The sequence below is a fragment of the Achromobacter sp. GW823-FHT04E03 genome (assembly GCF_058796095.1).
Genome location: NZ_JBXAIJ010000003.1, coordinates 82187 through 106113, shown reverse-complemented (window position 1 = coordinate 106113; position 23927 = coordinate 82187). Strand labels below are relative to the sequence as shown.

Annotated in this window: 22 protein-coding genes and 3 tRNA genes; 13 read left to right on the top strand and 12 right to left on the bottom strand. The window is 65.5% G+C overall.

All coding sequences use genetic code 11. The annotated features are described in order from the left end of the window. The first annotated feature begins 205 nt into the window (after positions 1 to 205). Positions 206 to 1780: a GGDEF domain-containing protein gene (locus AC1RHV_RS20080; RefSeq protein WP_054451110.1), complete on the top strand. Its 1575-nt coding sequence runs from the start codon at positions 206 to 208 to the stop codon at positions 1778 to 1780. An 11-nt stretch (positions 1781 to 1791) separates the two neighbouring features. On the opposite strand, the gene AC1RHV_RS20075 is transcribed toward AC1RHV_RS20080, so the two are convergent. Then, positions 1792 to 2064 carry a hypothetical protein gene (locus AC1RHV_RS20075; RefSeq protein ID WP_054451111.1) on the bottom strand — a complete coding sequence of 91 codons (273 nt, stop codon included), beginning with the start codon at positions 2062 to 2064 and terminating at the stop codon, positions 1792 to 1794. Between the two features lie 154 nt (positions 2065 to 2218). Between AC1RHV_RS20075 and yddG the strand changes: the two genes are divergently transcribed. Next, entirely contained in the window at positions 2219 to 3127 is a 909-nt protein-coding gene (gene yddG / locus AC1RHV_RS20070; RefSeq protein WP_302478846.1) for an aromatic amino acid DMT transporter YddG, read from the top strand. 29 nt (positions 3128 to 3156) lie between these two features. On the opposite strand, the gene AC1RHV_RS20065 is transcribed toward yddG, so the two are convergent. Next, positions 3157 to 3348, bottom strand: coding sequence for a hypothetical protein (locus tag AC1RHV_RS20065; RefSeq protein WP_054451113.1), 192 nt, complete (start codon positions 3346 to 3348; stop codon positions 3157 to 3159). 277 nt (positions 3349 to 3625) lie between these two features. Between AC1RHV_RS20065 and AC1RHV_RS20060 the strand changes: the two genes are divergently transcribed. The 3 genes from AC1RHV_RS20060 to AC1RHV_RS20050 all read left to right on the top strand — a co-directional run bounded on the left by AC1RHV_RS20060 (position 3626) and on the right by AC1RHV_RS20050 (position 5291). Beyond that, positions 3626 to 3874: a hypothetical protein gene (locus AC1RHV_RS20060; RefSeq protein WP_492301836.1), complete on the top strand. Its 249-nt coding sequence runs from the start codon at positions 3626 to 3628 to the stop codon at positions 3872 to 3874. A gap of 129 nt (positions 3875 to 4003) precedes the next feature. After that, positions 4004 to 4195 (top strand): hypothetical protein, encoded by a 192-nt coding sequence (locus tag AC1RHV_RS20055; RefSeq protein ID WP_054451115.1) that lies wholly within the window; start codon positions 4004 to 4006, stop codon positions 4193 to 4195. Positions 4196 to 4382: 187 nt separating this feature from the next. After that, on the top strand, positions 4383 to 5291 hold the full coding sequence (locus tag AC1RHV_RS20050; RefSeq protein ID WP_054451116.1) for a hypothetical protein: 909 nt from the start codon (positions 4383 to 4385) through the stop codon (positions 5289 to 5291). An 84-nt stretch (positions 5292 to 5375) separates the two neighbouring features. On the opposite strand, the gene AC1RHV_RS20045 is transcribed toward AC1RHV_RS20050, so the two are convergent. From AC1RHV_RS20045 to egtD, 3 genes are all read right to left on the bottom strand, one after another. Next, a tRNA-Met gene (locus AC1RHV_RS20045) sits at positions 5376 to 5452 on the bottom strand. Positions 5453 to 5577: 125 nt separating this feature from the next. After that, positions 5578 to 6894 carry an ergothioneine biosynthesis protein EgtB gene (gene egtB, locus AC1RHV_RS20040; protein WP_492301833.1) on the bottom strand — a complete coding sequence of 439 codons (1317 nt, stop codon included), beginning with the start codon at positions 6892 to 6894 and terminating at the stop codon, positions 5578 to 5580. Between the two features lie 35 nt (positions 6895 to 6929). Beyond that, complete coding sequence (gene egtD, locus AC1RHV_RS20035) at positions 6930 to 7907, bottom strand: L-histidine N(alpha)-methyltransferase (RefSeq protein WP_054451118.1); 978 nt, start codon at positions 7905 to 7907, stop codon at positions 6930 to 6932. A 420-nt stretch (positions 7908 to 8327) separates the two neighbouring features. Between egtD and AC1RHV_RS20030 the strand changes: the two genes are divergently transcribed. Both AC1RHV_RS20030 and AC1RHV_RS20025 read left to right on the top strand, forming a co-directional pair. Then, entirely contained in the window at positions 8328 to 8663 is a 336-nt protein-coding gene (locus AC1RHV_RS20030; protein ID WP_054451119.1) for an ElaB/YgaM/YqjD family protein, read from the top strand. Positions 8664 to 8731: 68 nt separating this feature from the next. Then, the gene (locus tag AC1RHV_RS20025; protein WP_156337310.1) at positions 8732 to 10171 is read left to right on the top strand and encodes a phospholipase D-like domain-containing protein; all 1440 of its coding nucleotides are present in this window, start codon (positions 8732 to 8734) and stop codon (positions 10169 to 10171) included. A gap of 18 nt (positions 10172 to 10189) precedes the next feature. Here AC1RHV_RS20025 and AC1RHV_RS20020 read toward each other — a convergent pair whose 3' ends face one another. From AC1RHV_RS20020 to AC1RHV_RS20000, 5 genes are all read right to left on the bottom strand, one after another. Continuing rightward, positions 10190 to 11860 carry an FMN-binding glutamate synthase family protein gene (locus AC1RHV_RS20020; RefSeq protein WP_119450520.1) on the bottom strand — a complete coding sequence of 557 codons (1671 nt, stop codon included), beginning with the start codon at positions 11858 to 11860 and terminating at the stop codon, positions 10190 to 10192. Positions 11861 to 11944: 84 nt separating this feature from the next. Beyond that, positions 11945 to 13171, bottom strand: a complete 1227-nt coding sequence (locus AC1RHV_RS20015; protein ID WP_119450519.1) for a YeeE/YedE family protein — start codon at positions 13169 to 13171, stop codon at positions 11945 to 11947. Between the two features lie 144 nt (positions 13172 to 13315). After that, the gene (locus AC1RHV_RS20010; RefSeq protein ID WP_054451123.1) at positions 13316 to 14596 is read right to left on the bottom strand and encodes an arsenic transporter; all 1281 of its coding nucleotides are present in this window, start codon (positions 14594 to 14596) and stop codon (positions 13316 to 13318) included. A gap of 12 nt (positions 14597 to 14608) precedes the next feature. Next, positions 14609 to 15553, bottom strand: a complete 945-nt coding sequence (locus tag AC1RHV_RS20005; protein WP_054451124.1) for an AEC family transporter — start codon at positions 15551 to 15553, stop codon at positions 14609 to 14611. 27 nt (positions 15554 to 15580) lie between these two features. After that, entirely contained in the window at positions 15581 to 16474 is an 894-nt protein-coding gene (locus AC1RHV_RS20000) for a DMT family transporter (RefSeq protein ID WP_175163411.1), read from the bottom strand. Positions 16475 to 16587: 113 nt separating this feature from the next. On the opposite strand from AC1RHV_RS20000, the gene AC1RHV_RS19995 reads away from it, so the two are divergent. Next, entirely contained in the window at positions 16588 to 17037 is a 450-nt protein-coding gene (locus AC1RHV_RS19995) for a GNAT family N-acetyltransferase (protein ID WP_370126826.1), read from the top strand. A gap of 165 nt (positions 17038 to 17202) precedes the next feature. Here the strand turns inward: AC1RHV_RS19995 and AC1RHV_RS19990 are convergent. Then, positions 17203 to 17287: transfer RNA gene (locus AC1RHV_RS19990), tRNA-Leu, on the bottom strand. Positions 17288 to 17447: 160 nt separating this feature from the next. Here AC1RHV_RS19990 and AC1RHV_RS19985 point away from each other — a divergent pair. After that, positions 17448 to 18059: a tRNA-uridine aminocarboxypropyltransferase gene (locus AC1RHV_RS19985; RefSeq protein WP_054451125.1), complete on the top strand. Its 612-nt coding sequence runs from the start codon at positions 17448 to 17450 to the stop codon at positions 18057 to 18059. A 109-nt stretch (positions 18060 to 18168) separates the two neighbouring features. On the opposite strand, the gene AC1RHV_RS19980 is transcribed toward AC1RHV_RS19985, so the two are convergent. After that, positions 18169 to 18253 (bottom strand) — tRNA-Leu (locus AC1RHV_RS19980). Between the two features lie 243 nt (positions 18254 to 18496). On the opposite strand from AC1RHV_RS19980, the gene rnr reads away from it, so the two are divergent. The 4 genes from rnr to AC1RHV_RS19960 all read left to right on the top strand — a co-directional run bounded on the left by rnr (position 18497) and on the right by AC1RHV_RS19960 (position 23875). After that, the gene (rnr, locus tag AC1RHV_RS19975) at positions 18497 to 20971 is read left to right on the top strand and encodes a ribonuclease R (protein WP_119450517.1); all 2475 of its coding nucleotides are present in this window, start codon (positions 18497 to 18499) and stop codon (positions 20969 to 20971) included. Between the two features lie 130 nt (positions 20972 to 21101). After that, positions 21102 to 21839, top strand: a complete 738-nt coding sequence (gene rlmB, locus AC1RHV_RS19970; RefSeq protein WP_492301828.1) for a 23S rRNA (guanosine(2251)-2'-O)-methyltransferase RlmB — start codon at positions 21102 to 21104, stop codon at positions 21837 to 21839. Positions 21840 to 21891: 52 nt separating this feature from the next. Further along, positions 21892 to 23136 carry a cystathionine gamma-synthase family protein gene (locus AC1RHV_RS19965; RefSeq protein WP_054451127.1) on the top strand — a complete coding sequence of 415 codons (1245 nt, stop codon included), beginning with the start codon at positions 21892 to 21894 and terminating at the stop codon, positions 23134 to 23136. 58 nt (positions 23137 to 23194) lie between these two features. Then, complete coding sequence (locus AC1RHV_RS19960; RefSeq protein ID WP_119450515.1) at positions 23195 to 23875, top strand: Fe2+-dependent dioxygenase; 681 nt, start codon at positions 23195 to 23197, stop codon at positions 23873 to 23875. The last annotated feature ends 52 nt before the right edge of the window (positions 23876 to 23927 follow it).

Below are 23927 nucleotides of genomic sequence, written 5' to 3'. Positions count from 1 at the left end.
GCGCCAGTTACGCCACATCCGTCTTGACGCGGCGAGGGGATTCCCATGGCGCGGATTGTGCGATTGCGAACTTCTGCAATAATTTCTGACGTTCGTTCGTCCTCTGGCCGTGGGCCGAGCGGAGCGTATCGGGAGGCGCATGGGTCCAGAGGTGTGGTTTCGATCGGCAGGCCGACGTTTGCGGACGTCGCAAGGCGAGGCCCCCGTGGCTGACGCCGAGAGCCTGGCCGTCGCGCGGACGCGTCGGCCGCGCCGCTATTCCATGCGCACGGGCCTGCTCACACTCGTGTTCGCGTGTATCACGCCCGCGCTGGTCATGGCGTCCGTGGCGGTCTACGAAAGCTACGTCATCCAGAAAGAGCGGATCTTCCGCGACACGATATTCCTGGCACGCAATCTCACCGCGATTCTCGACCGCGAACTCACCGGCGTGGAGGCCGGCCTGCAAATGCTGGCGTCGTCGCCAGATCTCGTCGCCGGCGATCTGGCCGGTTTTCATCGGCGGGCGCGTGAATCCGTGCGTTTCCAGATCATCGACAGCTATGTCCTGACCGACAAGGATGGCCGCCAGTTGATCAATACGTCCGTGCCGTTCGGCAACGCCTTGCCGCCGACCGGCGCGTCCGCCGAGCTGGCCCACGTTTTCCAGACGCGCACGGCGGTGCTGACGGGGCTGTTCACCAGCAGGGTCAATCAAGGCCCCCTGATTGCGCTGGGCGTGCCGGTGCTGCGCAACGGCGAGGTCGCATACAGCTTGAACGTTGGCATCCTGCCTGAACGCATCGGCAATCTGCTGGGCAGGCGCGCCCTGCCGGACGGCTGGGTGGCAGCCGTGCTGGACGACAGCGGCACGATCCTCGCGCGCACACGAGACACCTCGAAATTCGTGGGCCAGAAGGCCGTTCCCGAACTGGCGCGGGCGGTGCAGCAGGAAAGCGAGGGCTCGCTGGAAACCATTACCAAGGAAGGTACGCCCGTCTACACCGCCTTCAGCCGCTCGTCGTTATCCGGCTGGACGGTTGCCGCCGGCGCGCCGATGAGTCTGCTGACCACGGATCTTTACCGCTCCATCGCCTGGATTGCCCTGGGCACCTTGTTGGCCTTCGGCCTGGGCTTGCTGCTGGCCTTGCGGTTGGCCAGCCGCCTGACCTCGTCCGTGCAGAGCCTGGTCGCGCCGGCGCTGGCGCTGGGCAAGGGGCATGCGGTGACGGTGCCGGGCACGCGCGTCAAAGAGGTTGCGGAAGTGGGTGGCGCCCTGGTACAGGCCTCGCGCATGCTGACGCATGCCCAGCACCTGGCGCACTACGATCCGCTGACCGGCCTGTGCAACCGCGTGCTGTTCAACGAATTGGTGCTGCGCGAGCTGGCGGTGGCGCAGCGCAGCGGCGAATCCTTCGCCATCCTGGCGATCGATCTGGACGGCTTCAAGGCGGTCAACGACCTGCATGGCCACGCCGCCGGCGATGCCGTGCTGCAGGAAGCGGCGGAGCGCATGGCTGACGCGATCCGCGTGTCCGACGTGGCGGCGCGGCTTGGGGGCGATGAATTCGCGGTCCTGCTGCTGGGCGCGGACAAGGAAAACGCCGGGCATGTCGCGCAGGCGCTGGTCGAAAACCTGTCCCTGCCGTATCCCGACGTCACTGTCGCCGTGTCAGCCAGCGTGGGCATTGCCGTGTATCCGCAATCCGGCGTCACCGTGCGCGAATTGCTGGAGCGCGCGGACAGGGCGCTGTACAAGGCCAAGGGACAGGGCAAGCGCAGGGTGGAGGCGGACCAGTAGCTCCGCGCGCCTCAGGACTCGGAGAGCGGCGGCGCCAGGGCGGTCAGGACTTCGCCCGATTTCAGCCTGTACCGGTTCCGGTCCAGCGGCAACACCAGCTCCCCCTCGGTGGTGCGGTGTATGTAGCGGGCCGCGTCAGGCCGGGCCGCGTCAGGCCGGGCCGCGCTAGGCCGGGCCGCGGCTGTTCCCGGCATTTCCGCCCGCAAGAACACCTCAATCCGGTAGAGCCGGCCCGATTCCGTGCTGGCCAGCACGTCGCTCAATCTGCGTGTGGATATGGTCATGCGGCGCTTGCTCCTTTTTCTGCATTGTTCTGGCGGGCATTCTGAATACGGGGGGGGGCTGGCTTCATTGCAAGGCGGAGCGCCGCCGCGGGACGTGCGGCTTTTCGCTAAACTGCCCGGCTTGACGCCCCAAGGCGGGCAATCGGAATCGGTAATGCAACTCTCCCTGAGCCGGAACACGGCGACTTCACTGGGCTTGCTGGCGGTGCTGCTATGGGGCACCGTGGTCGGCCTGATCCGCAGCGTCAGCGAAAGCTTTGGGCCGGTCGGCGGCGCCGCGCTTATTTACACGGCGGGTTCGGCGTTCCTGGTGCTGCTGCTGGGCTTTCCGAAGCTGCGGACCTTTCCGCGTTCCTATCTCATCGTCGGCAGCCTGCTGTTCGTTGCCTACGAGATCTGCCTCTCGCTCTCCCTGGGATTCGCCGCCAATCGGGGGCAGGCGATCGAGCTGGGTATCGTCAACTATCTCTGGCCCTGCTTTACCGTGATTCTGGCCATGCTCATCAATGGCCAGCGCGCCAATGCGTGGGTGGTGCCCGGCATACTGCTGTCGCTTGCCGGCATCGTCTGGGTCCTGGGCGGATCCGGCGGGCTATCCTGGGAGCGCACCCTCGCCAACGTATCCAGCAATCCCCTCAGTTATGGGCTGGCCTTCAGCGGCGCCGTGATCTGGGCCGTCTATTGCAACGTCACGACGCGATTCGCCGATGGCAAGAACGGCGTTGCCTTGTTCTTCATGCTGACCGCGCTTGCCCTGTGGATCAAGTACCTGTCGGGCGCCGAGCCTGCGTTGGCCTTCACGTGGCCCTCCACGCTGGAGCTGCTGGTGACCGGCGGCGCCATGGCAGCGGGCTATGCGCTGTGGAATGTAGGGATACTCAAAGGCAACCTGACCTTGCTGGCCACGGCTTCCTACTTCACCCCGGTCTTTTCAACGTTCTTTGCCGCCGTGTGGCTGTCGACCCGCCTGACCGCGTCGTTCTGGCAGGGCGTGGCCATGGTGACCGCCGGGTCGCTGCTGTGCTGGGCCGCAACGCGCGGCAAAGCCGCCCGGGGCGCATAGCCCCAGGCGCATGCGTTGCAATGATGGAATTATTCGATCAGCACGGTCTGCGCGACCGCGTATCCGAGCGGAATCAACAAGAGTGAAGCAAACAAGGAACTGGTAATCGCCGCCGAGATTCTCAGCCAGGGTTCGGACCCTGCGCTTTGAACCGTTTGAATCACCAACGCGACGATACCCACAACCATCAAACAGCTGATAACCACTGCTACATAAGTCATGTTGTCTCCGTCCTCGCCTGATTAAAGGGATGCGGCTGCCGCTGAGCGGTCTAGATGTTTGTATTGATTGTGCGCCTGTATTGGCGCAACCGGCCCTAGGGTTTTCCTGACGCAATGCGCGGTTTGTGGTGTTTTTGCTGCGGGGTGTGCAGCATGAATTCATGTGCGGTCGCAGCATTCATGGCCGTGTCGCCAGCGCCGGGTTTGCGCCGGCGCGTCTTGCGCCGGCGCGTCTTGCGCTACGATGGCGGCGTCGAGTCACGTTAAAGGCCGCCCCATGCCGCAACTGCGCCCAGGCACGCGCGCCACGTTGCAAGTCAGGCAATTGATGCCGGGAGAATTCGCCTGGATCATCACCTTGTTTGATCCCGAATCCGGCAATGTGCGCAGCACCAATTATTCGCCCACGCGTTATGCCAGCCAGGACGAAGCCTCCGCCGCGGGCAAGGCCGCCGTCGTTGAGTTCCTGGGCAGCGGCGGGCATAAAGCCGCCGAACCGGCCAGGGAAGGGAAGAGCAAATCCTGACCCCGCCGGCTGCGCACGCCTGAAAGCCCTCGCACAGAGGGCTTTTTTGCATTCCCGCGCAACGGGCCGGGAATGCGGTTTGCTGATGGGACAGGGCGGCGCGCCTGGCGCCACTTTCAGGAGCAAGCCATGTCCCAGTCCATGCATCGCGAACCCGGCGGGGGCGACCCGCCCGAACCCGACGATCCCGCCTTTCCCAACAATCCGCCGCCGGACGACCCGCCGCTGGATCCGACGCGGCCGCGCAGAGATCCCGACGTCATCGATCCCGTGCAGCCGCCGCCGAATCCGCGCGCGCCCGGCACGATCGACCTGGCCTGAGCGCTGCGCGCAACGCGCAGGACATCATCCAAGGAGGCTTTATGCGTTCCATCTTGCTGTGGCTGTTGGGCGTGCCCATTCCCATCATCATTCTGCTGGCGCTTTTTTGGCATTGAACCGAGAGGTTTTCCGCCGCGGCGGCACGTATTCGAGCAGCCGCGATGAACCGTGAACAAGGAACAGATCCATGGAAAACGCAACTTCATTGAGCCAGCCCTATCCCGGCGGCGTGCCGCCGAGGGAGTCCGCCATCTCCGCCGTATCCTGGGCCGCGGTGATCGCCGGGGCGGTCATCGCCGCAGCCCTTTCCCTGGCATTGTTCGCTGGCGGCACCGGGCTGGGCTTTCTTTCTGTTTCACCCTGGAGCGGCGAGGGCGCGACTGCGCCTGCAATAGGCATCGGCCTCATCGTGTGGATGCTGGCCACGCAGATCGTTGCCTACGGCATCGGCGGCTACGTCGCGGGGCGGCTGCGCACCAAATGGGTCGACGTGCACTCTGACGAGGTTTACTTCCGCGACACAGCGCACGGCTTTCTGGTGTGGGCGTTGAGCGCGGTCGTCAGCGCCGTGTTGCTGGGCGCTTCCATCGCGGCCTTGGCTTCGGGCGTCGCCAAGGCGGGCGCAGCCGTTGCGGCCGGCGCCGGCACCGCTGCGACGGCCGCCGCTGCCGCGGGCGGGAGCGAGGGAATGTCGCAGATGCAGGGCTATTTTTCAGACGCCTTGCTGCGTTCCGAACGGCCCGACGCCAGCGCCGACCGCAACGGCGCGAGAGTAGAGGTGGGCCGCATCATGGCGATGAGCGCGGCGCGCGGCTCGATGACGGGCGAGGACCGCGACTACGTCGTGAAGGTCGTGGCTGCGCAGACCGGCATGGAGCCGGCGGCGGCGCAGCGCCGCGTCGAGCAGGCCGTGCAGAACATGAAACAGGCTGCCGACGACGCCCGGCAAAAGGCCAAGGAGGCCGCAGACCAGGCCCGCAAGGCCGCAGCAGCATTCGCGCTGTGGGGCTTCGCCTCGATGCTGATCGGCGCCTTCGTGGCCAGTCTGGCGGCGACCTGGGGCGGGAGGCGGCGCGACGCGGTGCGGTTGCCCTGAAGATAGGGGGCTTCGAATGTGCCGAGATCGGACGCCACAACGAAAAAGCCCGGAGCCACCAAAGTGGTTCCGGGCTTTGAATCTTGGTGGCGCATCCCTGATTCGAACAGGGGACCTGCGGATTATGATTCCGTCGCTCTAACCGGCTGAGCTAATGCGCCATTTCGATTAATCCCTGGATTTGCGTCACATCTGTGTCGCAATCAGTGATCAACGAAGAACGAAATTCTAGCACGAAATTTTTGATGCGTGCAAGCGATCAGCGATCAAATTTCAAAGAAACGCCTCAGGCGTCTCGCGCCAGCCGGATGCCCGAGAACTGCCAGCGGGCCTCGGGCGGGAAAAAATTGCGGTAGCTGGGGCGGATGTGGTCCCTGGGCGTTGCGCAGGAGCCGCCTCGCAGGACGTACTGGTTGCACATGAACTTGCCGTTGTATTCGCCCACCGCGCCGCTGTCGGGTTTGAAGCCGGGGTAGGCGTCGTAGGCGCTGGAGGTCCATTCCCAGGCGTCGCCGAATAGTTGCACGGGGCCGCCCGTGCCGTTGCGCGCAGGGGCCGGGCGCGTGTCCAGGTGGCCGTTCTCCTGCATGTTGGCGCGCCCGGCCAGCGCGCCTTCGGGCAGTTGGCGGGCGGCATGTTCCCATTCGGCTTCGCGCGGCAGCCGCACGCGCGCCCAGCGGGCGTAGGCATCGGCCTCGAAATAGCTGACGTGCGTGACCGGCGCCTGCAGTTCGAGTTCCTGCATGCCGCGCAGCGTGAAGATGCGCCAATCGTCGCGCTGTCCTTCCCAGTAGAGCGGCGCGCGCCAGCCCTCAGCGCAGACCATGTCCCAGCCCAGCGACAGCCAGAGTTCGGGCCGCTTGTAGCCGCCGTCCCGGATGAAGGCCAGGTACTCATGCTGGGTCACCAACCGGTCGGCCAGGTAGAACGGGGCCAGCAGCACGTCATGGGCCGGACCTTCGTTGTCGAAACCAAAGCCATTGCCGTCATGGCCGATGCGGGTGATGCCGCCGGCATAGCGCGTCCAGCCGGCGGGTGTGGAGGGCGGCAGTGCAGGCGGGCCGGGTGCGACGTAGGCCGGTTTGAGCGGGTTGGCCGACAGCATGTGCTTCAGGTCGGTCAGGATCAGCTCCTGGTGCTGCTGCTCATGATTCAGGCCCAGTTCCAACAAGGCGTCGAAGGCAGGATCGTTGCCGCCCAGCCGCGAGATCAGTTCATGCATCGCGCCGTCCACATGCCGGCGGTAGCGCTGCACTTCCGTCAGCGCGGGACGCGACAGCAGGCCGCGGCGCGGACGCGGATGCTTGGCGCCGACGGCGTTGTAGTAGGAGTTGAACAGCATGCGGTACTGCGGATGGAAGACCGCATAGGACGGGTGAAAGCGCGTCAGCAGAAAGGTCTCGAAGAACCAGGTGGTGTGGGCCAGATGCCATTTGACGGGGCTGCAGTCCGGCATGGATTGCACCTGGCAATCCTCGGGACTCAGAGGGGCGGCCAGGGCCGTGCTGGTCGAGCGCACCGCGTCGTAGCGGTCGTGCTGGCCCGCCTGGCCGGCAGCGTAAGGTCCGGTGGCAGGGTGAGTCAGCAGGCACGCAGGTTCCATGGCGATCCTCCAGTGGCGTTGAGGGCAGGTCCGCGTTATGCGCGGGCGCTGAAAATCGAGAACCAGCCGCGGGAATCCGACCAGTGCGCGACGTCGCGGTAGCCGGCGCTTTGCAGCAGGTCGGCGAAGGCTTGGGGAGTGAACTTGTAGGAGTTTTCAGTGTGGATGCGTTCGCCGGCGCCGAACGCGCGCGCGCCTCCTGGCCACGCTACGCGCACTGCGCGCAACGCTTCCAGATGCATTTCGATGCGCGAGTCGGCGCTGTTGAACAGCGCCACATGGCGCCAGTCGTCCACGTCGAAATCGGCGTCCAGCACGCTATTCACGTGCCGCAGCAGGTTCAGGTTGAAGGCCGCGGTCAGGTGCAGCGCATCGTCGTAGGCGGGCTCCAGCACTTGTTTGGGCTTGACGCGGTCCACGCCCACCAGCAAGCCGCCGCCCGCGCACTGTCCGCGGATTCGCCGCAGCATGGCGTGCGCGTCCGCGGGGCTGAGGTTGCCGATGCTGGAGCCGGGATAGAAGAACAGCCGCTGTTCGGCCGGAATGCTGGCCGGCAGAGCCAACGCGTGCGTGAAGTCCTGGCCGATGGCGGTGATTTGCAGGTCGGGGTAGGACAGCTGCAGGCGGCGCACTGCCGCTTGCAGGTAGTCGGCCGAGATGTCGATGGGCACGTAATGACGCGGACGCAGGCTGGGGAACAGGCGTTCAGCCTTGACGCAATCGCCCGCGCCCAGGTCGATCATCGAGAGCACCGGTCCGACGTGGCGCGCAATATCGGCGCCGTGGCGCTGGAAGATCTCGGACTCGCAGCGCGTCGGGTAGTACTCAGGGAGCTGCGTGATGGCGGTGAAGAGCGCCGAACCCAGCGCGTCATAGAGGAACTTGGGATCGATGTGCGCGTGGCGCGCCACCAAGCCTTCGTGCAGTTCAAGCTGCTCGGCGCTGGGAGGCTGCGACTCTTGCGCGATGAATTTCGGCGCGGCGGGGGCAAACAGTGCGGAAGGCGAAACCATGCGTCCTGTTCCTTTTCTGTCGTCGGGACGGCCCGTCGCCGGGGCGCCTCGGATGGGGCGGCTGGCGGTCGGGAGGCGCGGCGTTGGGAGGCTCAGACCAGGCGGTTCTGGCGCATTGCAAAAGTCTATTGTGGCCGTCAGGGCGGGGCCGGTGTCAAGCGCCAAGCCGCTGAATGCAATGGACTTTTACGAATTTGGAAGAGGCTTGCGAGGAGACCGGCCACCGGGCGTCGCAGCGGATACACGCGATACTTTTGCTTGCGTTGAAATATCGGTTTACGGCTGGTTGCCAAAGCTCGGGCGGGGTCGGGCGATGGCGGTCACAATGGCATCTTGCGTTGCACAGGCACGTGAATGCGGCGTGTTGCATCGCATCAGGCGGCCCGACTCCGCGAGGCCCGACAATTACAAGGAGCGACCATGAACCGAAAGCATCAACGCGCCGAAATGGCCCTGCACCGTGAACGGGTGAGCGACAGCTTCCACGAATTGCTGGCGGGTACGGAAGACCTGCTGCGGTCGACGGCGTCGTATACGGGCTCCGAGATCGAGTCGGCGCGAGCTCGCCTGAAGCGCCAATTGGCCGACGCGCGCGAGTCCGCCGGCGATTGGGAGGGCGCGGCGCGGGAACGCGCGCGCCGCGCAACCGCCTATGCTGACGAGTACGTGCATGAACATGCCTGGAAGTCGGTGGGCGTAGCGGCGCTGGTGGGCGCCTTGCTAGGCTGCCTTCTGGCCTCGGGCGGCCGCCGCTAAGGCCTGACGCCATGAAGCCGCCCGGGGCTGCGCGCCGGTCGGGATTGAGGCGGGATTGGTGGCCGTGGATGGCCCGCGCACGCCGGCTCCTGTTGCCGCTGGTGTGCGCGGTCTTGCTTGCGGCCTGCGCCAGCGTTCCTGACTCGCAGGAGCGCCGCGCGCGCGCATCGCAGGCCAGTCTGTCGGCCGACGCGGCGTCAGACAGCTATCGCCGCGGGCAGGGCATCGCCGCCGATCCGCGGACTCCCAAGAGCGATTTTCTCGCGCGTCACCTTGCTGTCGAGCAGGCAGTCAGCGGCGCGCCATTGGTGGCCGGCAACCGTGTCCGGCTGCTGGCGGACGGCCCCAGCACCTACCGCGCCATGCTGCAGTCCATCGCGCAGGCCCGCCGGTACGTGCACATGGAAACCTATATCTTCGATGACGATGCCGAGGGTTCGCGCTTTGCCGAAGCCCTGATTGCGGCGCGCAACCGCGGCGCCGAAGTGTCCTTGATGGTCGACGCGGTCGGCACGATCAAGACGCCCGATGCCTTGTTCCAGCGCCTGCGCGATGCGGGCGTACAAGTCGCGATCTTCAATCCGGTCAACCCGGCGAGCGGCCGTGCGGGCTGGTCGCCGAACCAACGCAACCATCGCAAGGTGCTGGTCGTGGACGGCAAGGTCGGCTATCTGGGCGGCATCAACGTGAGCAGCGTCTACGAGTCCTCGCCAGGATCTGGATCTGGATCTGGATCAGGTTCGGGTTCGGGCTCGGGGTCGGGGTCGGGAAAGGGCGCCGGCAAAGCCGATTCACCGGCAGCCACAGACGCCAAGGCGGCGCCCTGGCGCGACACGCATCTGCGCATCGAAGGGCCCGCAGTGGCCCAGCTGGAGCAGGTCATCCGCGCGGGTTGGGAATCCCAGTCCAAGGAGCCGATCAAGGGGGGCGATTCACAGGTGGCGCCGCCCGTGGGTGCAACGACGGTGCGGATACTGGCCAATCAGCCGGACCGCAGCGATGGCTACACCGTCTACCTGACGCTGATGTCGGCGTTTGAAAGCGCGCAGGAATACATCCATATCACCATGGCGTACTTCGTGCCGGATCCCGCCTTCATCGAAGTCCTGACGGACGCGGCCCGGCGCGGCGTCGACGTGGCGCTGGTGTTGCCTGGCTTTAGCGACTCGTCGCTGGTGTTCCATGCGGGACGCTCGCACTATACGGACCTGCTGCGGGCCGGCGTGAAAATCTACGAGCGGCGCGATGCGCTCTTGCATGCCAAGACCGCGGTGGTGGACGGCGTGTGGTCCACGGTGGGGTCCAGCAACCTGGATTGGCGCAGCTTTGCGCTGAACTACGAAATCAATGCCGTAGTGCTGGGGCCTGAATTCGCGGCCGAAATGGAGGCACTGTTCCAGCGCGATCTCGCCGAGTCGGTGCGGATCACGCCCGAGGCCTGGCAGGCCAGGGGCGTGGGTGACCGTTCGATGGAGTTCTTCTCGCGCATGTTCGAGCGCTGGCTGTAGCGCCCGGCGCCAGCCGGATCAGACCTGTGCGGCGGCCGGCGTGGCATGGGCGGCATGTTCTTGCGCCAATGCGGTTGTGATGTCGTGGGTAGGCTGGAACGAACTGGCCTGGGCCATGGCCCAGCCCGCGCGGAACACCTGGTGGCGGAATTCTCCGCGCAGCAGTTCGCCGGGCGCGAGTTCCGGGAACAGGGCCGACAGCAGCCGGATTTCGCTGGAGGAGATGCGGCGCGCGATATGGTGCGGGCGCAGCTGGCCGGGGTGGGTCAGGCCGGCCGCGGCAAGCAGTTCCGCCAGTGCATGCAGCGTGTTGCGGTGGAAGTTCGCCACGCGCTGCGCCTTGTCCGGCACCACCAGCGCGCGCTGGCGCAGCGGGTCTTGGGTCGTGACGCCGGTGGGGCATTTGCCGGTGTGGCAGGCCTGGGCCTGGATGCAGCCGATGGCGAACATGAAGCCGCGCGCGGCGTTGCACCAGTCCGCGCCCATGGCCATGACGCGGGCCATGTCGAAAGCGGTGATGATCTTGCCGGACGCGCCCAGCTTGATGCGGTCGCGCAGGTTCACGCCGATCAGCGTGTTGTGGACCAGGCGCAGCGCCTCGCGCAGCGGCGTGCCGACGTGGTCGACGAACTCCACGGGCGCGGCGCCGGTGCCGCCCTCGGCCCCGTCCACCACGATGAAATCCGGCGTGATGCCGGTTTCCAGCATGGCCTTGACGATGGCGAACCACTCCCAAGGGTGGCCCACGCAGAACTTGAAGCCCACCGGCTTGCCGCCGGACAGTTCGCGCAGGCGCGCCACGAACTTCATCAGGCCGATGGGCGAATCGAAGGCGGAATGGGTGGCCGGCGAATTACAGTCCTGCCAGGCCACGACGCCGCGCGCTTCGGCGATCTCCGGCGTCACCTTGCCCGCGGGCAGGATGCCGCCATGGCCGGGTTTGGCGCCTTGCGACAGCTTGATCTCGATCATCTTGACCTGCGGCGTACAGGCATTCTTGACGAAGGCCTCTTCGGAGAAAGCGCCGTGTTCGTCGCGGCAGCCGAAGTAGCCAGAACCGATGTTCCAGACCAGGCCGCCGCCCGGCTGGCGGTGATAGCGGCTGATGCCGCCTTCGCCGGTGTCGTGCGCGAAGTTGCCCTGGCGCGCACCTTCGTTCAGGGCCAGGACGGCGTTGGCCGACAAGGCGCCGAAGCTCATGGCCGACACGTTGAACGCGGACATGGAGTAGGGCTGCTTGCATTCGGGGCCGCCCACCGTGACGCGGAAGTCGATGTCGGGGATTTGCGACGGCGACATGGAATGGTTGATCCATTCGTAGCGATCGCCGTAGACGTCTTCCTGGGTGCCGAAGGGACGCTTGTCGATCTCGCGCTTGGCGCGCTGGTAGACGATGGAGCGCTGCGCGCGCGAGAACGGCGCGGCCTGAGTGTCGTCTTCCAGGAAGTACTGGCGGATCTCGGGCCGGATGAATTCGAACAGGAACCGCAGATTGCCCAGGACCGGATAGTTGCGGCGGATGGCGTGGCGTGTCTGTGCCAGGTCATAGACGCCCAGCGCGGCCAGCAGCGTCAGCGGCACGGCCAGCCAAAGCCACCAGGGCGAGCTGGTCGCGGCCAGGGCGGCGGTGATTGCGGCGCCGATCAGGGTCAGTAAAAAAGCCGTGTAGCGGCCGAAAATCCAGCTCATGTCCATCTCCGTATTTCGGGATGGAGCAACCATACACCAGGAGCTGTCCCCCTGTGCCGGCGGACAGTCCTGGAATACTGTTTCTCAGCAGCTGGACGCCGCTGGGGTCTTTTCGACGGCGAGGCCGAAGGCCGGGCGCAGGCGCACGCCCAGGGCGCTGCCGGCGAAGGCGGCCGGCAGCCACAGCCAGGCGTGCAGGCTGCCCGACAGGATGCCGCTGAAATAGGCGCCGATATTGCAGCCGAAGGCCAGGCGCGAACCATAGCCCAGCAGCAGGCCGCCGATGACGGCGCCGGCCAGCGAGCGGGCCGGCACCTTCCAGATGGGGGCGAACTTGCCTGCGGCGCTGGCGGCGGCAAGCGCGCCCAGCATCAGGCCGATGTCCATGACGGTGGTGACGTCCTGGCGCAGCGGCGCGGCCAGCGAGGGCTGCTTGGCCCAGTAGGCCCAGGTGGCCACGTCGCCGCCGAAGGCGTCCAGGGTCTTGGCGCCCCACAGCGCAAAGGCGGAGGTGATGCCCCAGGGGCGGCCAGCCAGCGCCAGCGTGGCGAAGTTCAGCACTACCAGCGCCACGCCGCCCCAGATCAGCGGCCAGGGGCCTTGCAGCAGGGACGCCGGGCGCGCGGTACGCGAGGCGAACGAAATCACATGGCCGTGGCGGCGCTTCTCCAACGCCGTGGCTGCCCACGCGATCAGCGCGAACACGGCCAGGTTGATGGCCAGCGCGGGCGCCAGTCCCCAGGTCTTGATCAGCGAGGTCGGCGCCAGCGCCGGCAGGTTCGACCACCAGCCGAAGTTGGCGGTCGCAATGACCGAGCCGATGATGAAGAACAGCAGCGTGACCACCATGCGCGTGTTGCCGCCGCCGACTGCGAACAGCGTGCCCGAGGCGCAACCGCCGCCCAGCTGCATGCCGATGCCGAACAGGAAGGCGCCCAGCAGGACAGAGACTCCCGGGGGCGACACGAAGCCGCTGACGGGTTGGCCGAACAACGTGCCGGCTGCCAGGAAGGGGAAGAACAGCAGCACGCCTGCGGCCAGCATCAGCATCTGCGCGCGCAGCCCCGCGCCGCGGCGATCGGACACGAACACGCGCCAGGCCTGCGTGAAGCCGAAGGAGGCGTGGTACAGGGTCACGCCCAGCAGCGCGCCGACGACCCACAGCGCGCCCTGGCGCCAACTGACGGTCTCATGCAGGTACAGGGCGCCTGCCAGCACCAGCAGCACGGCGATCCACAGCGGCTTGCGGTTGATCTGGATGGGCGGCAGGGCCGAGGTAGGCAGGGGGAGAGTCGAGGCGTTGGTGCTCATGGGCGAGTCCCGGGATCTTGATACGTAAGAAAGCAAAACGGGCGCGCGCAGGCACCCGTGTGATGCTTGAAAGTCTAAAGCGGTGGACGCTCGGATCAAACCACCAATTAATGCCTTTTATATAACTAAAAGCTATATAGACGCTTATTGCAGGCGCCAAGCCAGGGCGGCCAGCGTCAGCAGCAGCACCGGCAGGGTCAGGACGATGCCTACCTTGAAGTAGTAGCCCCAGGTGATGCGCAGGCCCTTGCGCGCCAGCACGTGCAGCCACAGCAGCGTGGCCAGGCTGCCGATCGGCGTGATCTTGGGGCCCAGATCGCTGCCGATGATATTGGCGTAGATCATCGCGTCCTTCACCGCGCCGGTGGCGCTGGTGTCCGCAATCGACAACGCGCCCACCAGCACGGTGGGCAGGTTGTTCATGATGGACGACAGGAAGGCGGTGATCAGGCCCGTACCCATCGCCGCGCCCCAGACGCCATACTCGGCGCACCGGTCCAGCACTTGCGCCAGGTGCGCGGTCAGCCCGGCGTTGCGCAGGCCATACACCACCAGGTACATGCCCAGCGAGAACACCACGATGTGCCAGGGCGCCTCGCGCATGATGCGGCGCGTGCCGACGATGTGCTGTCGTCCCGCGATCAGCAGCAGGCCCAGCGCGCCGACGGCGGCGATGGCGCTGACCGGGATGCCCATGGGTTCCAGGATGAAAAAGCCCGCCAGCAGCAGGGTCAGCACGACCCAGCCCGCGCGGAACGTGGTCAGGTCGCGGATCGCGGAAGCGGGCGCGGGCAGTTGGCTCACGTCGTAGCGCGGCGGAATGCTGCGATGGAAGAACAGCAGCAGTACCGCCAGCGTGGACGCCACGGCCATCAGGTTTACCGGCAGCATCACCGATGCGTACTCGCCGAAGCCGATATTGAAGAAGTCGGCCGACACGATGTTGACCAGATTGGATACGATCAATGCGATGCTGCCCGTGTCCGCGATGAAGCCCGCGGCCATCACGAAGGCCAGCGAAGCGCCGGGGCCGAAGCCCAGCGCCACCAGCATTTCCATGACGATGGGCGTAAGGATCAGCGCCGCGCCGTCGTTGGCGAACAGCGCCGAAACCGCGGCGCCCAGCAGCACGATCAACACGAAAAGCAGCCGGCCGCGGCCGCCGCCCCAGCGCGCCACGTGCAGCGCCGACCATTCGAAAAAGCCGGCCTCATCCAGGATCAGGCTGGTGACGATGATGGCGATGAAGGTGGCGGTGGCGTTCCAGACGATGCGCCAGACGTCCGCGATGTCGGCCAGGTGAACCACGCCCGTGGCCAGGGCAAGCGCCGCGCCCAGCACGGCGCTCCAGCCTATCGACAGGCCCCTGGGCTGCCAGATGACCAGCGTGATGGTAAGTACGAAGATGGCGACGGCGAGCAGCATGATGAAGAACGATCAGGAAATCGGGTGTGCGCTGATCCAGGCGACCAGCAGGCTGACGGTCAGCACCGATGCGACGGTGGAAACCAGGATGGCGCGCGAGGTTACGCGGGCGTCGCGCCCGTACATCTGCGCCAGCATGAAGGGGCCGGTGCCGATGGGCAGCGCGCTCATCAGCACGGCGGTCCAGGCCCATACCGGCGGCATGGCGAAGACGTAGAACGCCAGCACCGCCGTGACGGCGGGCTGCAGCAGCAGCTTGCCGGCGACCAGGCGCATGACGCCGGGTCCCGAACTGGACGTTTCCGTCTGCGCCAGGAACAGGCCGATCGTGACCAGCGCGCAGGGACTGGCGGACGCGCCCAGCAAGGCCACGTAGCGGTCCACGCCTTCCGGCAGCGCCAGGCCGGTGAAGGCCCAGGCCAGGCCCAGCAGCGGAGCCGCCAGCAGGGGGTTGCGCAGCAGCGCGCGGCCGACCTTGAGCAGGGTCAAGGACAGATTGGGCGTCTGTTGGCGGTCGAACTCGATCAAGGCGATGGCAAAGCCGAACAGCACGCTTGCGGTGAGCAGGGTGGTGAAGGTGGCCGGCGCCATGCTGTCAGGGCCGAGCAACGCCAGGCACAGCGGAATGCCCATGTAGCCGGCGTTGGCGTAGGACGCGGCCAGCCCCTGGATGCCACGGTCGGTCAGCGCGCGCTGCGAGCGGCGCGCGCCGATAAACGAGGCGAGGAACGTGACGGCGATGCCGCCCGCGAAGGCGCCCACGAAACCCCAGTGCGCCATATGCGTCAGATCGACCTGCGTCATGGCGCGGAACAGCAGCGCGGGCAGCGACAGATACACGACGTAGCGGTTCAGCGCGTCGGTGGCGCCGGAACCCAGGATGCGCCAGCGGGCGGCGAGCCAGCCAGTCAGGATCAGCGCGAAGACCGGCAGGGCGGAGGTAACGACAGCGTTCATGGACAGGGACCTGGAGGGGCGCTCATTCTACTTGGCAGCGGTATGCGCCGTGCGCGTCACCAGCAGGATGCCGAGCGCTGCCAGGGCCATGCCCGGCCAGGCCAGCGCGGGAATGGCTTCGCCCAGGATGATCAGCGCAATGACGGCGGTGCAGGGCGGCACCAGGAAGAACAGCGCCGACACGCGGGAGGCCTCGCCATAGCGGATCATGGTCAGCAGCAAGGTGATCGCCACCAGCGAATTGCCCACGACCAGATAAGCCAGCGAAGCCAGCAGGGGCCCGGTCCATTCGATATGCATCGGCTCCAGCCAGTACGCCAGCGGCGCGGTGGCGATCAGGCCGACCGCGTACTGCACCATGTTGGACGTGACGGGATGCGTTTGCACGCCATAGCGTTTTTCATACAGCGTGCCGCCGGTGATGCAGAGCAGGGCGCTGATGGCGAACGCCAGGCCCAGCGGCGAGAGCACATCGATCGAAGCCTTGGCGATGATCACCAGCGCGGCGCCTGACACCCCCAGGCCCAGGCCTGCCCAGCGGCGGGCGTCGACTTTCTCGTGCGCGATCGCCGGCGCCAGCAGGCCGATCAGGATAGGTTGCAACGAGGTGATCAGCGCCACGCCGCCCGCCGACATGCCTTGCTTGAGAGACAAGTAGGTGAAACAGAAGTAGCCTGCCTGCAACAGCAGTCCGACCATCGCCAGATGGCCCCAGGCGCTGGCGCCGCGCGGCAGCGGCGGGCGCAGGAACAGCATGAAGGGCGCAAGTATCAGCACCACGCAGGCGTAGCGCAGCGCCAGGAACGTCATGGGGTCGGCATATGCCAGGCCCACTTTGAGCACGACGAAACCGCTGGACCAGAGAAGCAGGAAGAGCGCGGGCGCGGCTTTCAACCAGGCGGGGGGAGCGGCAGGCGGCATGTGGCGGAACATGGACGACATGGGCAAGCCGCGATCGTACCCCCTTTTGGCCATTGTTCATCCCTGCCAAAATGAGGTTTAGGATTCTTTTATTCATTTGCTGCACGCGAGGGATGGACATGTCGACCAACAAACAATCTACGGTGCGTATCGCCCTGGGCACCTGGGACCGCTTGCGCGACGACGCGTATTCGGTGCGCCATGAAGTGTTCGTCGTCGAACAGAAAGTGCCGCCCGAGGTCGAGCTGGACGACGATGACGCGGTGTCGGTCCACGCCGTGGCCTACGGCCCGGACGGCACGCCCATGGGCACGGGCCGGCTTCTGCCCGACGGCCACATCGGCCGCATGGCGGTCCACAAGAAGGCCCGCGGCATGGGCGTCGGCAGCCAGTTGCTGGACGCGCTGATCGAACAGGGCCATGGCGACGGCCACCGCATGCTGGTGCTGCACGCGCAGACGCATGCGGCAGGTTTCTACCAGGCCCATGGCTTCAATGTGGAAGGCGAGGAATTCGTCGAGGCCGGTATTCCGCACGTGGTCATGACCCGCGTGCTGAAGTAGGGCGGGCCGCCCGGCTCAAAGCGTCTGCCTGCGGGCCGGGCAAATCAAATAGGCGGGATAAAGAAATGGGCCGCAAGAAAAGGGCCACATAAAGAAAAAACCCCGGACGCTTACGCGTTCGGGGTTTTTTTGGCGCATCACGCAGGTACCTCGTGATGTAATAATTGGTGCCCAGGAGAGGACTCGAACCTCCACACCTTGCGGCACATGGACCTGAACCATGCGCGTCTACCAATTCCGCCACCTGGGCGCTGATGCTTTACTTGTCGCTTCGCTTTCGCGTTGTTTCTTGTTCAGCAGCAGAGGAATGAGATTATGCACACTTTTTTTGAAGTGTGCAAGTCATGTGGCTTTTTTTTCATATTTTTTTGCTGCCGGGCGCTTTCGAACTTTCGATATAGTGTCGCCCCATGTCCCGTACCCTCTGCACGCGTTGTCTGCGTCCTCTGTCGCACTGTCTGTGCGCGCTGATTCCCTCGCTTTCCTGCCGCACTCGCGTCGTGGTGTTGCAGCATCCGAGCGAGGCGCGCCATGCCTTGAACACAGCAAGACTGGCGGTGCTGGGGCTGGCGGGCGCGCAACGCGTGGTGGGCGAATATTTTTCGGAAGAGGATTGGGCGCTGCCAGGCCATCTGCCTCGCCTGCTGTTTCCGGGCGAGGGCGCCGAGGTGTTGGCGCCAGGCTACGGGCAGGACCTGGGCGCGCCCATCAGATTGATCGTGCCTGACGGCACCTGGGGACATGCGCGCAAGCTGCTGCATATCAACCCGGCGCTGGCCGCCTTGCCGCGCGTGATGTTGCCCGCGGGGCTTTCCACGCGCTACCGGGTTCGTCACGCCGACGTGCCGGGCGCGCTGTCCACGATAGAGGCCGTGGCGCATGCCTTGAATGCGATTGAAGCGCCGACGAATTTCGATGCGCTGCTGCGGCCTTTCGAAGCGTTGATCGATGGCCAGATCGAAGGCATGGGCGCGGATCTGTACGCGCGGCATCATTTGAATCGCAAGGTGCCGTGGCGTTGAAACAGGCAGTGGCGGGGCGCAAAGCAAAAGCCCCGGGAATCTTGCGATTTCCGGGGCCTTTTAGCCGTTGCCATCAAGACCGCCTTGCATGGTCTTGATTGAAATTCCGTGGTGCCCAGGAGAGGACTCGAACCTCCACACCTTGCGGCACATGGACCTGAACCATGCGCGTCTACCAATTCCGCCACCTGGGCACTGAGAGATACTGTCAGAAGTATGTGATACGCTGCCGCTCTAGTCGCATCGCTTCAGTTAAAACACATTAACTAAAACATGCGTCCAAAGTGCAGTTGGTTCTACAATAAGGTTTTTAAGCAACTTGCTTTTCAAACCCCGGCTGGGTTTTAAACTTCCCGGCCCTTCTGACCATTTTCTGCTTCAGTGTTCAGCCTTGGGCGAACCACAGAAGCTGCGCATTATATACGGAAATTTTAGCTTTGGCAAAACGATCGAATAACGAATCGAATAACAACAGATCAACACCCTTGCCCGAAGCGCCGCCGGACTTCGATCCTGATGTCCCGTCCCGTGAAGCCATCCTGAAAGCGCTGCGCGCCGCAGGCTCGCCGCTGTCTCCGGTGGAACTGGCCGAACGCATGGGCGTCGAGCGCGCCGCGACGATGGTGGGATTTGAGCGCCGCCTGGGCGCCATGGAGCGCGACGGCCAATTGATGCCCAACCGCAAGGGCGTGTTGCTGCTGGCCACCAAACTGGACTTCGTCGCCGGCAAGGTGCTGGGGCATCGCGACGGCTTCGGCTTCCTGTTGCGTGACGACGGTGGCCCGGACCTGTTCCTGTCGCCGCGCGAAATGCTCAAGGTGCTGCATGGCGACCGTGTGCTGGTCAAACCCACTGGCGAATACCGCGGCAAGCCGGAAGGCACCATCGTCGAAGTCATCGAGCGCCGCACCAACAAGCTGGTGGGGCGCTTCCTGCACGAGCATGGCCTGTCCATCGTCGTGCCCGAGGACCAGCGCATCAAGCATGACATCCTGATTCCGCCCAGCGACACCAACGGCGCCCAGCATGGGCAGGTGGTCGCGGTTGAAATCATGGAGCAGCCCACTCGCCACACGCAGCCGCTGGGCCGTGTGGCCGAGGTGCTGGGCGAGATCGACGATCCCGGCATGGAAATCGAGATCGCGGTGCGCAAGTTCGACGTGCCGGTCGATTTCTCGGAAGCCGCGCTCAAGCAGGCTGCACGCCTGCCGGACGTGGTCAGGAAGACCGATCTCAAGGACCGCGTCGACCTGCGCGACGTGCCGCTCATCACCATCGACGGCGAGGACGCGCGCGACTTCGACGACGCGGTGTACTGTGAGCCCGTGGAGCTGGGCGCGGGCCAGCGCAAGCGCCCGGGCTGGCGCCTGCTGGTGGCCATCGCCGACGTCAGCCACTATGTGCGTCCGGGTGACGCCCTGGACGACGACGCGATCGAACGCGGCACCAGCGTGTACTTTCCGCGCCGGGTCATCCCGATGCTGCCGGAGTCGTTGTCCAACGGCTTGTGTTCGCTGAACCCGGACGTCGACCGCCTGGTGCTGGTTTGCGACATGGTCATTCCGGCCAGCGGCGCCAAGGCTGGTACGGTTACGGCCTACCAGTTCTATAACGCGGTCATGCACTCGCATGCGCGCACCACCTATACGAACATCTGGGCCGCCCTGCAACAGCCCGGCGGTCCTGCCGCGCACGCCATGCGCAGCGTCATGCCCCAGGTCCAGCACCTGTATGAACTCTTTCAGCTGCTGGCGCAAGGGCGCAAGAAGCGCGGCGCCATCGACTTCGACACGGTCGAGACCAAGATCGTCTGCAATGAGCTCGGCCGTATCGAGCAAATCGTGCCGTCGGTGCGCAACGATGCCCACAAGCTGATTGAAGAGTGCATGCTGGCCGCCAATACCTGCGCGGCCGACTTCATGACCCGCAGCAAGCATCCCGGCCTGTACCGCATCCACGAAGGCCCCACGCCCGAACGCCTGCAGTCGCTGCGCGAATTCCTGCGCACCATGGGCCTGTCGCTGGGCGGCGGCGAGACGCCCACGGCCAAGGATTACGGCGACTTCCTGGATTCGGTGCGCGGACGCCCCGACTACCAGCTGTTGCAGACGATGTGCCTGCGCTCCATGCAGCAGGCGGTCTACAGCCCCGACAATATGGGCCACTTTGGCTTGTCCTATCCCGGCTACAGCCACTTCACCTCGCCCATCCGCCGCTATCCCGACCTGCTGACGCATCGTGTCATCAAGGCGTTGCTGGCCGGTCAGCGCTATGTGCCCAGCCTGGAAGACCAGCCTGTGGTGATCGGCCGCACGCAGCGCGAGCACGAACATGCCATCTGGGAAAAGATGGGCCTGGTGCTGTCCGCCAGCGAGCGCCGCGCCGACGAGGCGTCGCGTGACGTCGAAGCCTGGCTCAAGTGCTGGTTCGTCAAGGAGCGCGTGGGCGAGGACTTCAGCGGCACCGTTACCGGCGTCGCCAGCTTCGGCATCTTCGTCACGCTGGACACCCTGCACGTCGAAGGGCTGGTGCATGTTTCCGAACTGGGCGGCGAGTATTTCCAGTTCAACGACGCCCTGCACGAGTTGCGCGGCGAACGCACGGGCATGCGCTACCGCCTGACCGACAAGGTGCAGGTGCAGGTGTCGCGCGTGGACCTCGAAGCCCGCCGCATCGAGTTCCGCCTGGTGCAGGGCACGAGCTTCGACGCCTTGCGCAAGGCGTCGGCCCGCAGCCCGGACGAGCCCTCGCGCCGTGTCAAGAAGGCCGCGTCGCCCAAGCCCGCCGCCCTGAAGGGCCAGACCGCCAAGGAGCGCCGCGCCGAGGCCAAGAAGGCCAGCAAGCCGCCGCGGGCGCCCAAGGCATCCAAGCGCGCAGCGCCGGCCAAGAAGGCCGCGCACAAGCGCCATTGACACTTCCTTATGGCGAGGCCGTCGTATGGCGGCTGCGCCATAAGGGGTAACATTGCATCTATGGCCGGCTTGGTCCGGTGGCCCGCCCCGCTCTGGGGCGGGTATTCGTTTATCTAAAGGTATTGCATTTATGGCGTCGACCCAAGTCCTGGCCGGGTTTCACGCGGTTGTTGCGCGGCTGCGCCACGCGCCCGACTCGATCAAGGAAATCTATGTAGAGGCGTCGCGCCGCGACAAGCGGATGCAGACGTTCATCGAGCAGGCCGAAAAAGCGGGCTGCCGCCTGCATCCGGTCCCCATGGAGCGCCTGGACGGCCTGTCCCGCGGCACCCGCCATCAGGGCGTGGTGGCGCTGGCCGAAGAGCGACAACTGGCGGTGGACGTGGATGAGGTACTCGATGTCATCGAAGGCCCGCCGCTGCTGTTGATCCTGGATGGCGTGACCGATCCCCACAACCTGGGCGCCTGCCTGCGTACCGCGGATGCCGCCGGCGTGCACGCCGTCATCGCGCCGCGCGACCGGGCCGTCGGCTTGAACGCAACCGTGCAGCGAGTGGCTTGCGGCGCGGCCGATACCGTGCCCTATCTGATGGTGACCAACCTGGCGCGCACCATGCGCAACCTGAAGGACCGCGGCGTGTGGCTGGTGGGCACCGACGACCAGGCCACCGACAGCATGCATCAGATCGATGCGCGCCAGCCCATGGCCTGGGTCATGGGGGCGGAAGGCGAGGGCATGCGTCGCCTGACGCGGGAAACCTGCGATCAACTGGTGAACATCCCCATGCTGGGTTCGGTGGAAAGCCTGAACGTCAGCGTGGCCAGCGCCGTCTGCCTCTATGAAACCGTGCGCCAGCGCCGTTCCTGATTCATCCGTCTTACCTATCTTGTAGACCATATCCTCTTCGCGTCAGCCCATCATGCACCAGAACGGCTTTACCACCACGATCCTCCATTCCGACCGCAAGCAATCCGTCGAGCACGGAGCGGTGCACAAGCCCATGCATCCGTCCTCGGAGTTCGCCTACGAAGACGCCCGTGAGCTGGCCGCGGTCTTTCAGGGCAAGGCCGGCTTTACCTACGCCCGCCAAGGCACGCCCACCACCACCGCGCTGGAGGCCAAGGTCAACCAGATGGAAGGCGGCAAGGGCACGGTCAGCTTCGCGACCGGCATGGCGGCGCTGGCCGCCATCTTCACCACGCTGCTGCGCCGAGGCGACCATCTGGTGTCCAGCCAGTTCGTGTTTGGCAACACCAACAGCCTGCTGGGCACGCTGCTGGAACTGGGGGTGGAAATCACCTTCGTGGACGCGACGGATTCGGCGCAGGTGCGTGCGGCGATCCAGCCCAACACCCGCATGGTTTTCACCGAGACCATCGCCAATCCGGGCACGCAGGTTGCTGACCTGGCCGTGATTGGAGAAATCTGCCGCGAGAAGGGCCTGGTCTACGTGGTCGACAATACGCTGACCTCGCCCTGGATGTTCCGGCCTGTCTCGGTCGGGGCGTCCCTGGTGATGAACTCGCTGTCCAAGTACATCGGCGGCCATGGCAATGCGTTGGGCGGCGCCGTCACGGACACGGGGCTGTATGACTGGTCGAATTACGCGAACATCTACGAGGCCTATCGCAAGGGACCGTCCACCAGTTGGGGGCTCACGCAGGTCAAGAAGAAGGGCCTGCGCGACATGGGCGGGACCCTGGCAGCCGAGCCTGCGCACCGCATCGCGGTAGGCGCCGAGACCCTGGCCCTGCGCATGGCCAAGCACTGCGCCAACGCGTTGGCGCTGGCGCGCTTCCTTGAGGATCATCCGGGCGTGGCCAAGGTGCATTACCCCGGGCTGGCCAGCCATCCGCAGCATGCGCGCGCGGCGGCGTTGTTCGGCTCGCGCTTCGGCGGCCTGTTGGGCGTCGAACTGGCGGACGGGGTGGACTGCTTTGATTTCCTGAACCGCCTGCGCATCGTGCTGATGGCGACTCACCTGGGCGATACGCGCAGCCTGGCGCTGCCTGCCGCCCACACCATCTATTACGAGATGGGCGCCGAGCGCCGCAAGCAGATGGGCATCGCGGACAGTCTCATCCGCGTGTCCGTGGGCATCGAAGACGAGGCCGATCTGCTGTTTGATTTCGATCAGGCGCTCAACGGCTGCCTGCAGGGATAATGCGGCACGCGCGCGACCGGTGGCCGGGCGCGCCTGCAACGCAATCGGGATAGCGCCCATGCTCATACAGATCGCAGAAGTTTTCACGCCAGAAGAGGCGGCCGAGATCCGGCGCCGCCTGGACGCCGCCGATTGGGTCGACGGCAAGGTCACCGCCGGCTATCAGTCGGCCGAGGTCAAGCGCAATCGCCAACTGCCGGAGCAGCATCCCCTGGCGCAGGAGTTGGGCAACCTGATCCTGCAGCGCCTGGCGGCCAACAACCTGTTCATGTCGGCCGCGCTGCCGCGCAAGATCTTTCCGCCCTTGTTCAATCGCTATGAGGGCGGGGAGGCATTCGGCTATCACGTGGACAATGCGGTGCGCGGCATCGCCGGCACGGCTGAGCGCGTGCGCACGGACCTCTCGGCCACGCTGTTCTTTTCCGAGCCCGATTCCTACGATGGCGGCGAGCTGGTCATCGACGACACCTATGGTCCGCGCGCAGTGAAGCTGCCCGCAGGGCATATGGTGCTGTACCCGGGCACCAGCCTGCATAAGGTCAATCCGGTGACGCGGGGCGCGCGCGTATCGTCGTTCTTCTGGATGCAGAGCCTGGTGCGCGAAGACAGCCAGCGCGCACTGCTGCTGGACATGGATGTGGCCATACAGCGCTTGAATCAGGATGCCGCGGGGCATCCCTCCATCGTGCAACTCACCGGCATTTATCACAATTTGCTGCGTCGATGGGCCGATGTCTGACGCAAGTTAACGATCGCGTTCGAGGGTGTCGCGCAAACCCCGAAATGCGTGT

Excerpts from the sequence above, each read along its gene's own strand:
- AC1RHV_RS20030 (WP_054451119.1), top strand. The coding sequence starts at position 8,328 with ATGAACCGAAAGCATCAACGCGCCGAAATGGCCCTGCACCGTGAACGG.
- AC1RHV_RS20050 (WP_054451116.1), top strand. The coding sequence starts at position 4,383 with ATGGAAAACGCAACTTCATTGAGCCAGCCCTATCCCGGCGGCGTGCCG.
- AC1RHV_RS20015 (WP_119450519.1), bottom strand. The coding sequence starts at position 13,171 with ATGAGCACCAACGCCTCGACTCTCCCCCTGCCTACCTCGGCCCTGCCG.
- AC1RHV_RS19965 (WP_054451127.1), top strand. The coding sequence starts at position 21,892 with ATGCACCAGAACGGCTTTACCACCACGATCCTCCATTCCGACCGCAAG.
- AC1RHV_RS20005 (WP_054451124.1), bottom strand. The coding sequence starts at position 15,553 with ATGAACGCTGTCGTTACCTCCGCCCTGCCGGTCTTCGCGCTGATCCTG.
- rlmB (WP_492301828.1), top strand. The coding sequence starts at position 21,102 with ATGGCGTCGACCCAAGTCCTGGCCGGGTTTCACGCGGTTGTTGCGCGG.
- AC1RHV_RS19985 (WP_054451125.1), top strand. The coding sequence starts at position 17,448 with ATGTCCCGTACCCTCTGCACGCGTTGTCTGCGTCCTCTGTCGCACTGT.
- AC1RHV_RS20010 (WP_054451123.1), bottom strand. The coding sequence starts at position 14,596 with ATGCTGCTCGCCGTCGCCATCTTCGTACTTACCATCACGCTGGTCATC.
- AC1RHV_RS20020 (WP_119450520.1), bottom strand. The coding sequence starts at position 11,860 with ATGAGCTGGATTTTCGGCCGCTACACGGCTTTTTTACTGACCCTGATC.
- egtB (WP_492301833.1), bottom strand. The coding sequence starts at position 6,894 with ATGGAACCTGCGTGCCTGCTGACTCACCCTGCCACCGGACCTTACGCT.
- AC1RHV_RS19995 (WP_370126826.1), top strand. The coding sequence starts at position 16,588 with ATGGACATGTCGACCAACAAACAATCTACGGTGCGTATCGCCCTGGGC.
- AC1RHV_RS19960 (WP_119450515.1), top strand. The coding sequence starts at position 23,195 with ATGCTCATACAGATCGCAGAAGTTTTCACGCCAGAAGAGGCGGCCGAG.
- AC1RHV_RS20055 (WP_054451115.1), top strand. The coding sequence starts at position 4,004 with ATGTCCCAGTCCATGCATCGCGAACCCGGCGGGGGCGACCCGCCCGAA.
- AC1RHV_RS20000 (WP_175163411.1), bottom strand. The coding sequence starts at position 16,474 with ATGCCGCCTGCCGCTCCCCCCGCCTGGTTGAAAGCCGCGCCCGCGCTC.
- egtD (WP_054451118.1), bottom strand. The coding sequence starts at position 7,907 with ATGGTTTCGCCTTCCGCACTGTTTGCCCCCGCCGCGCCGAAATTCATC.
- AC1RHV_RS20075 (WP_054451111.1), bottom strand. The coding sequence starts at position 2,064 with ATGACCATATCCACACGCAGATTGAGCGACGTGCTGGCCAGCACGGAA.
- AC1RHV_RS20060 (WP_492301836.1), top strand. The coding sequence starts at position 3,626 with ATGCCGCAACTGCGCCCAGGCACGCGCGCCACGTTGCAAGTCAGGCAA.
- yddG (WP_302478846.1), top strand. The coding sequence starts at position 2,219 with ATGCAACTCTCCCTGAGCCGGAACACGGCGACTTCACTGGGCTTGCTG.
- AC1RHV_RS20025 (WP_156337310.1), top strand. The coding sequence starts at position 8,732 with ATGGCCCGCGCACGCCGGCTCCTGTTGCCGCTGGTGTGCGCGGTCTTG.
- AC1RHV_RS20065 (WP_054451113.1), bottom strand. The coding sequence starts at position 3,348 with ATGACTTATGTAGCAGTGGTTATCAGCTGTTTGATGGTTGTGGGTATC.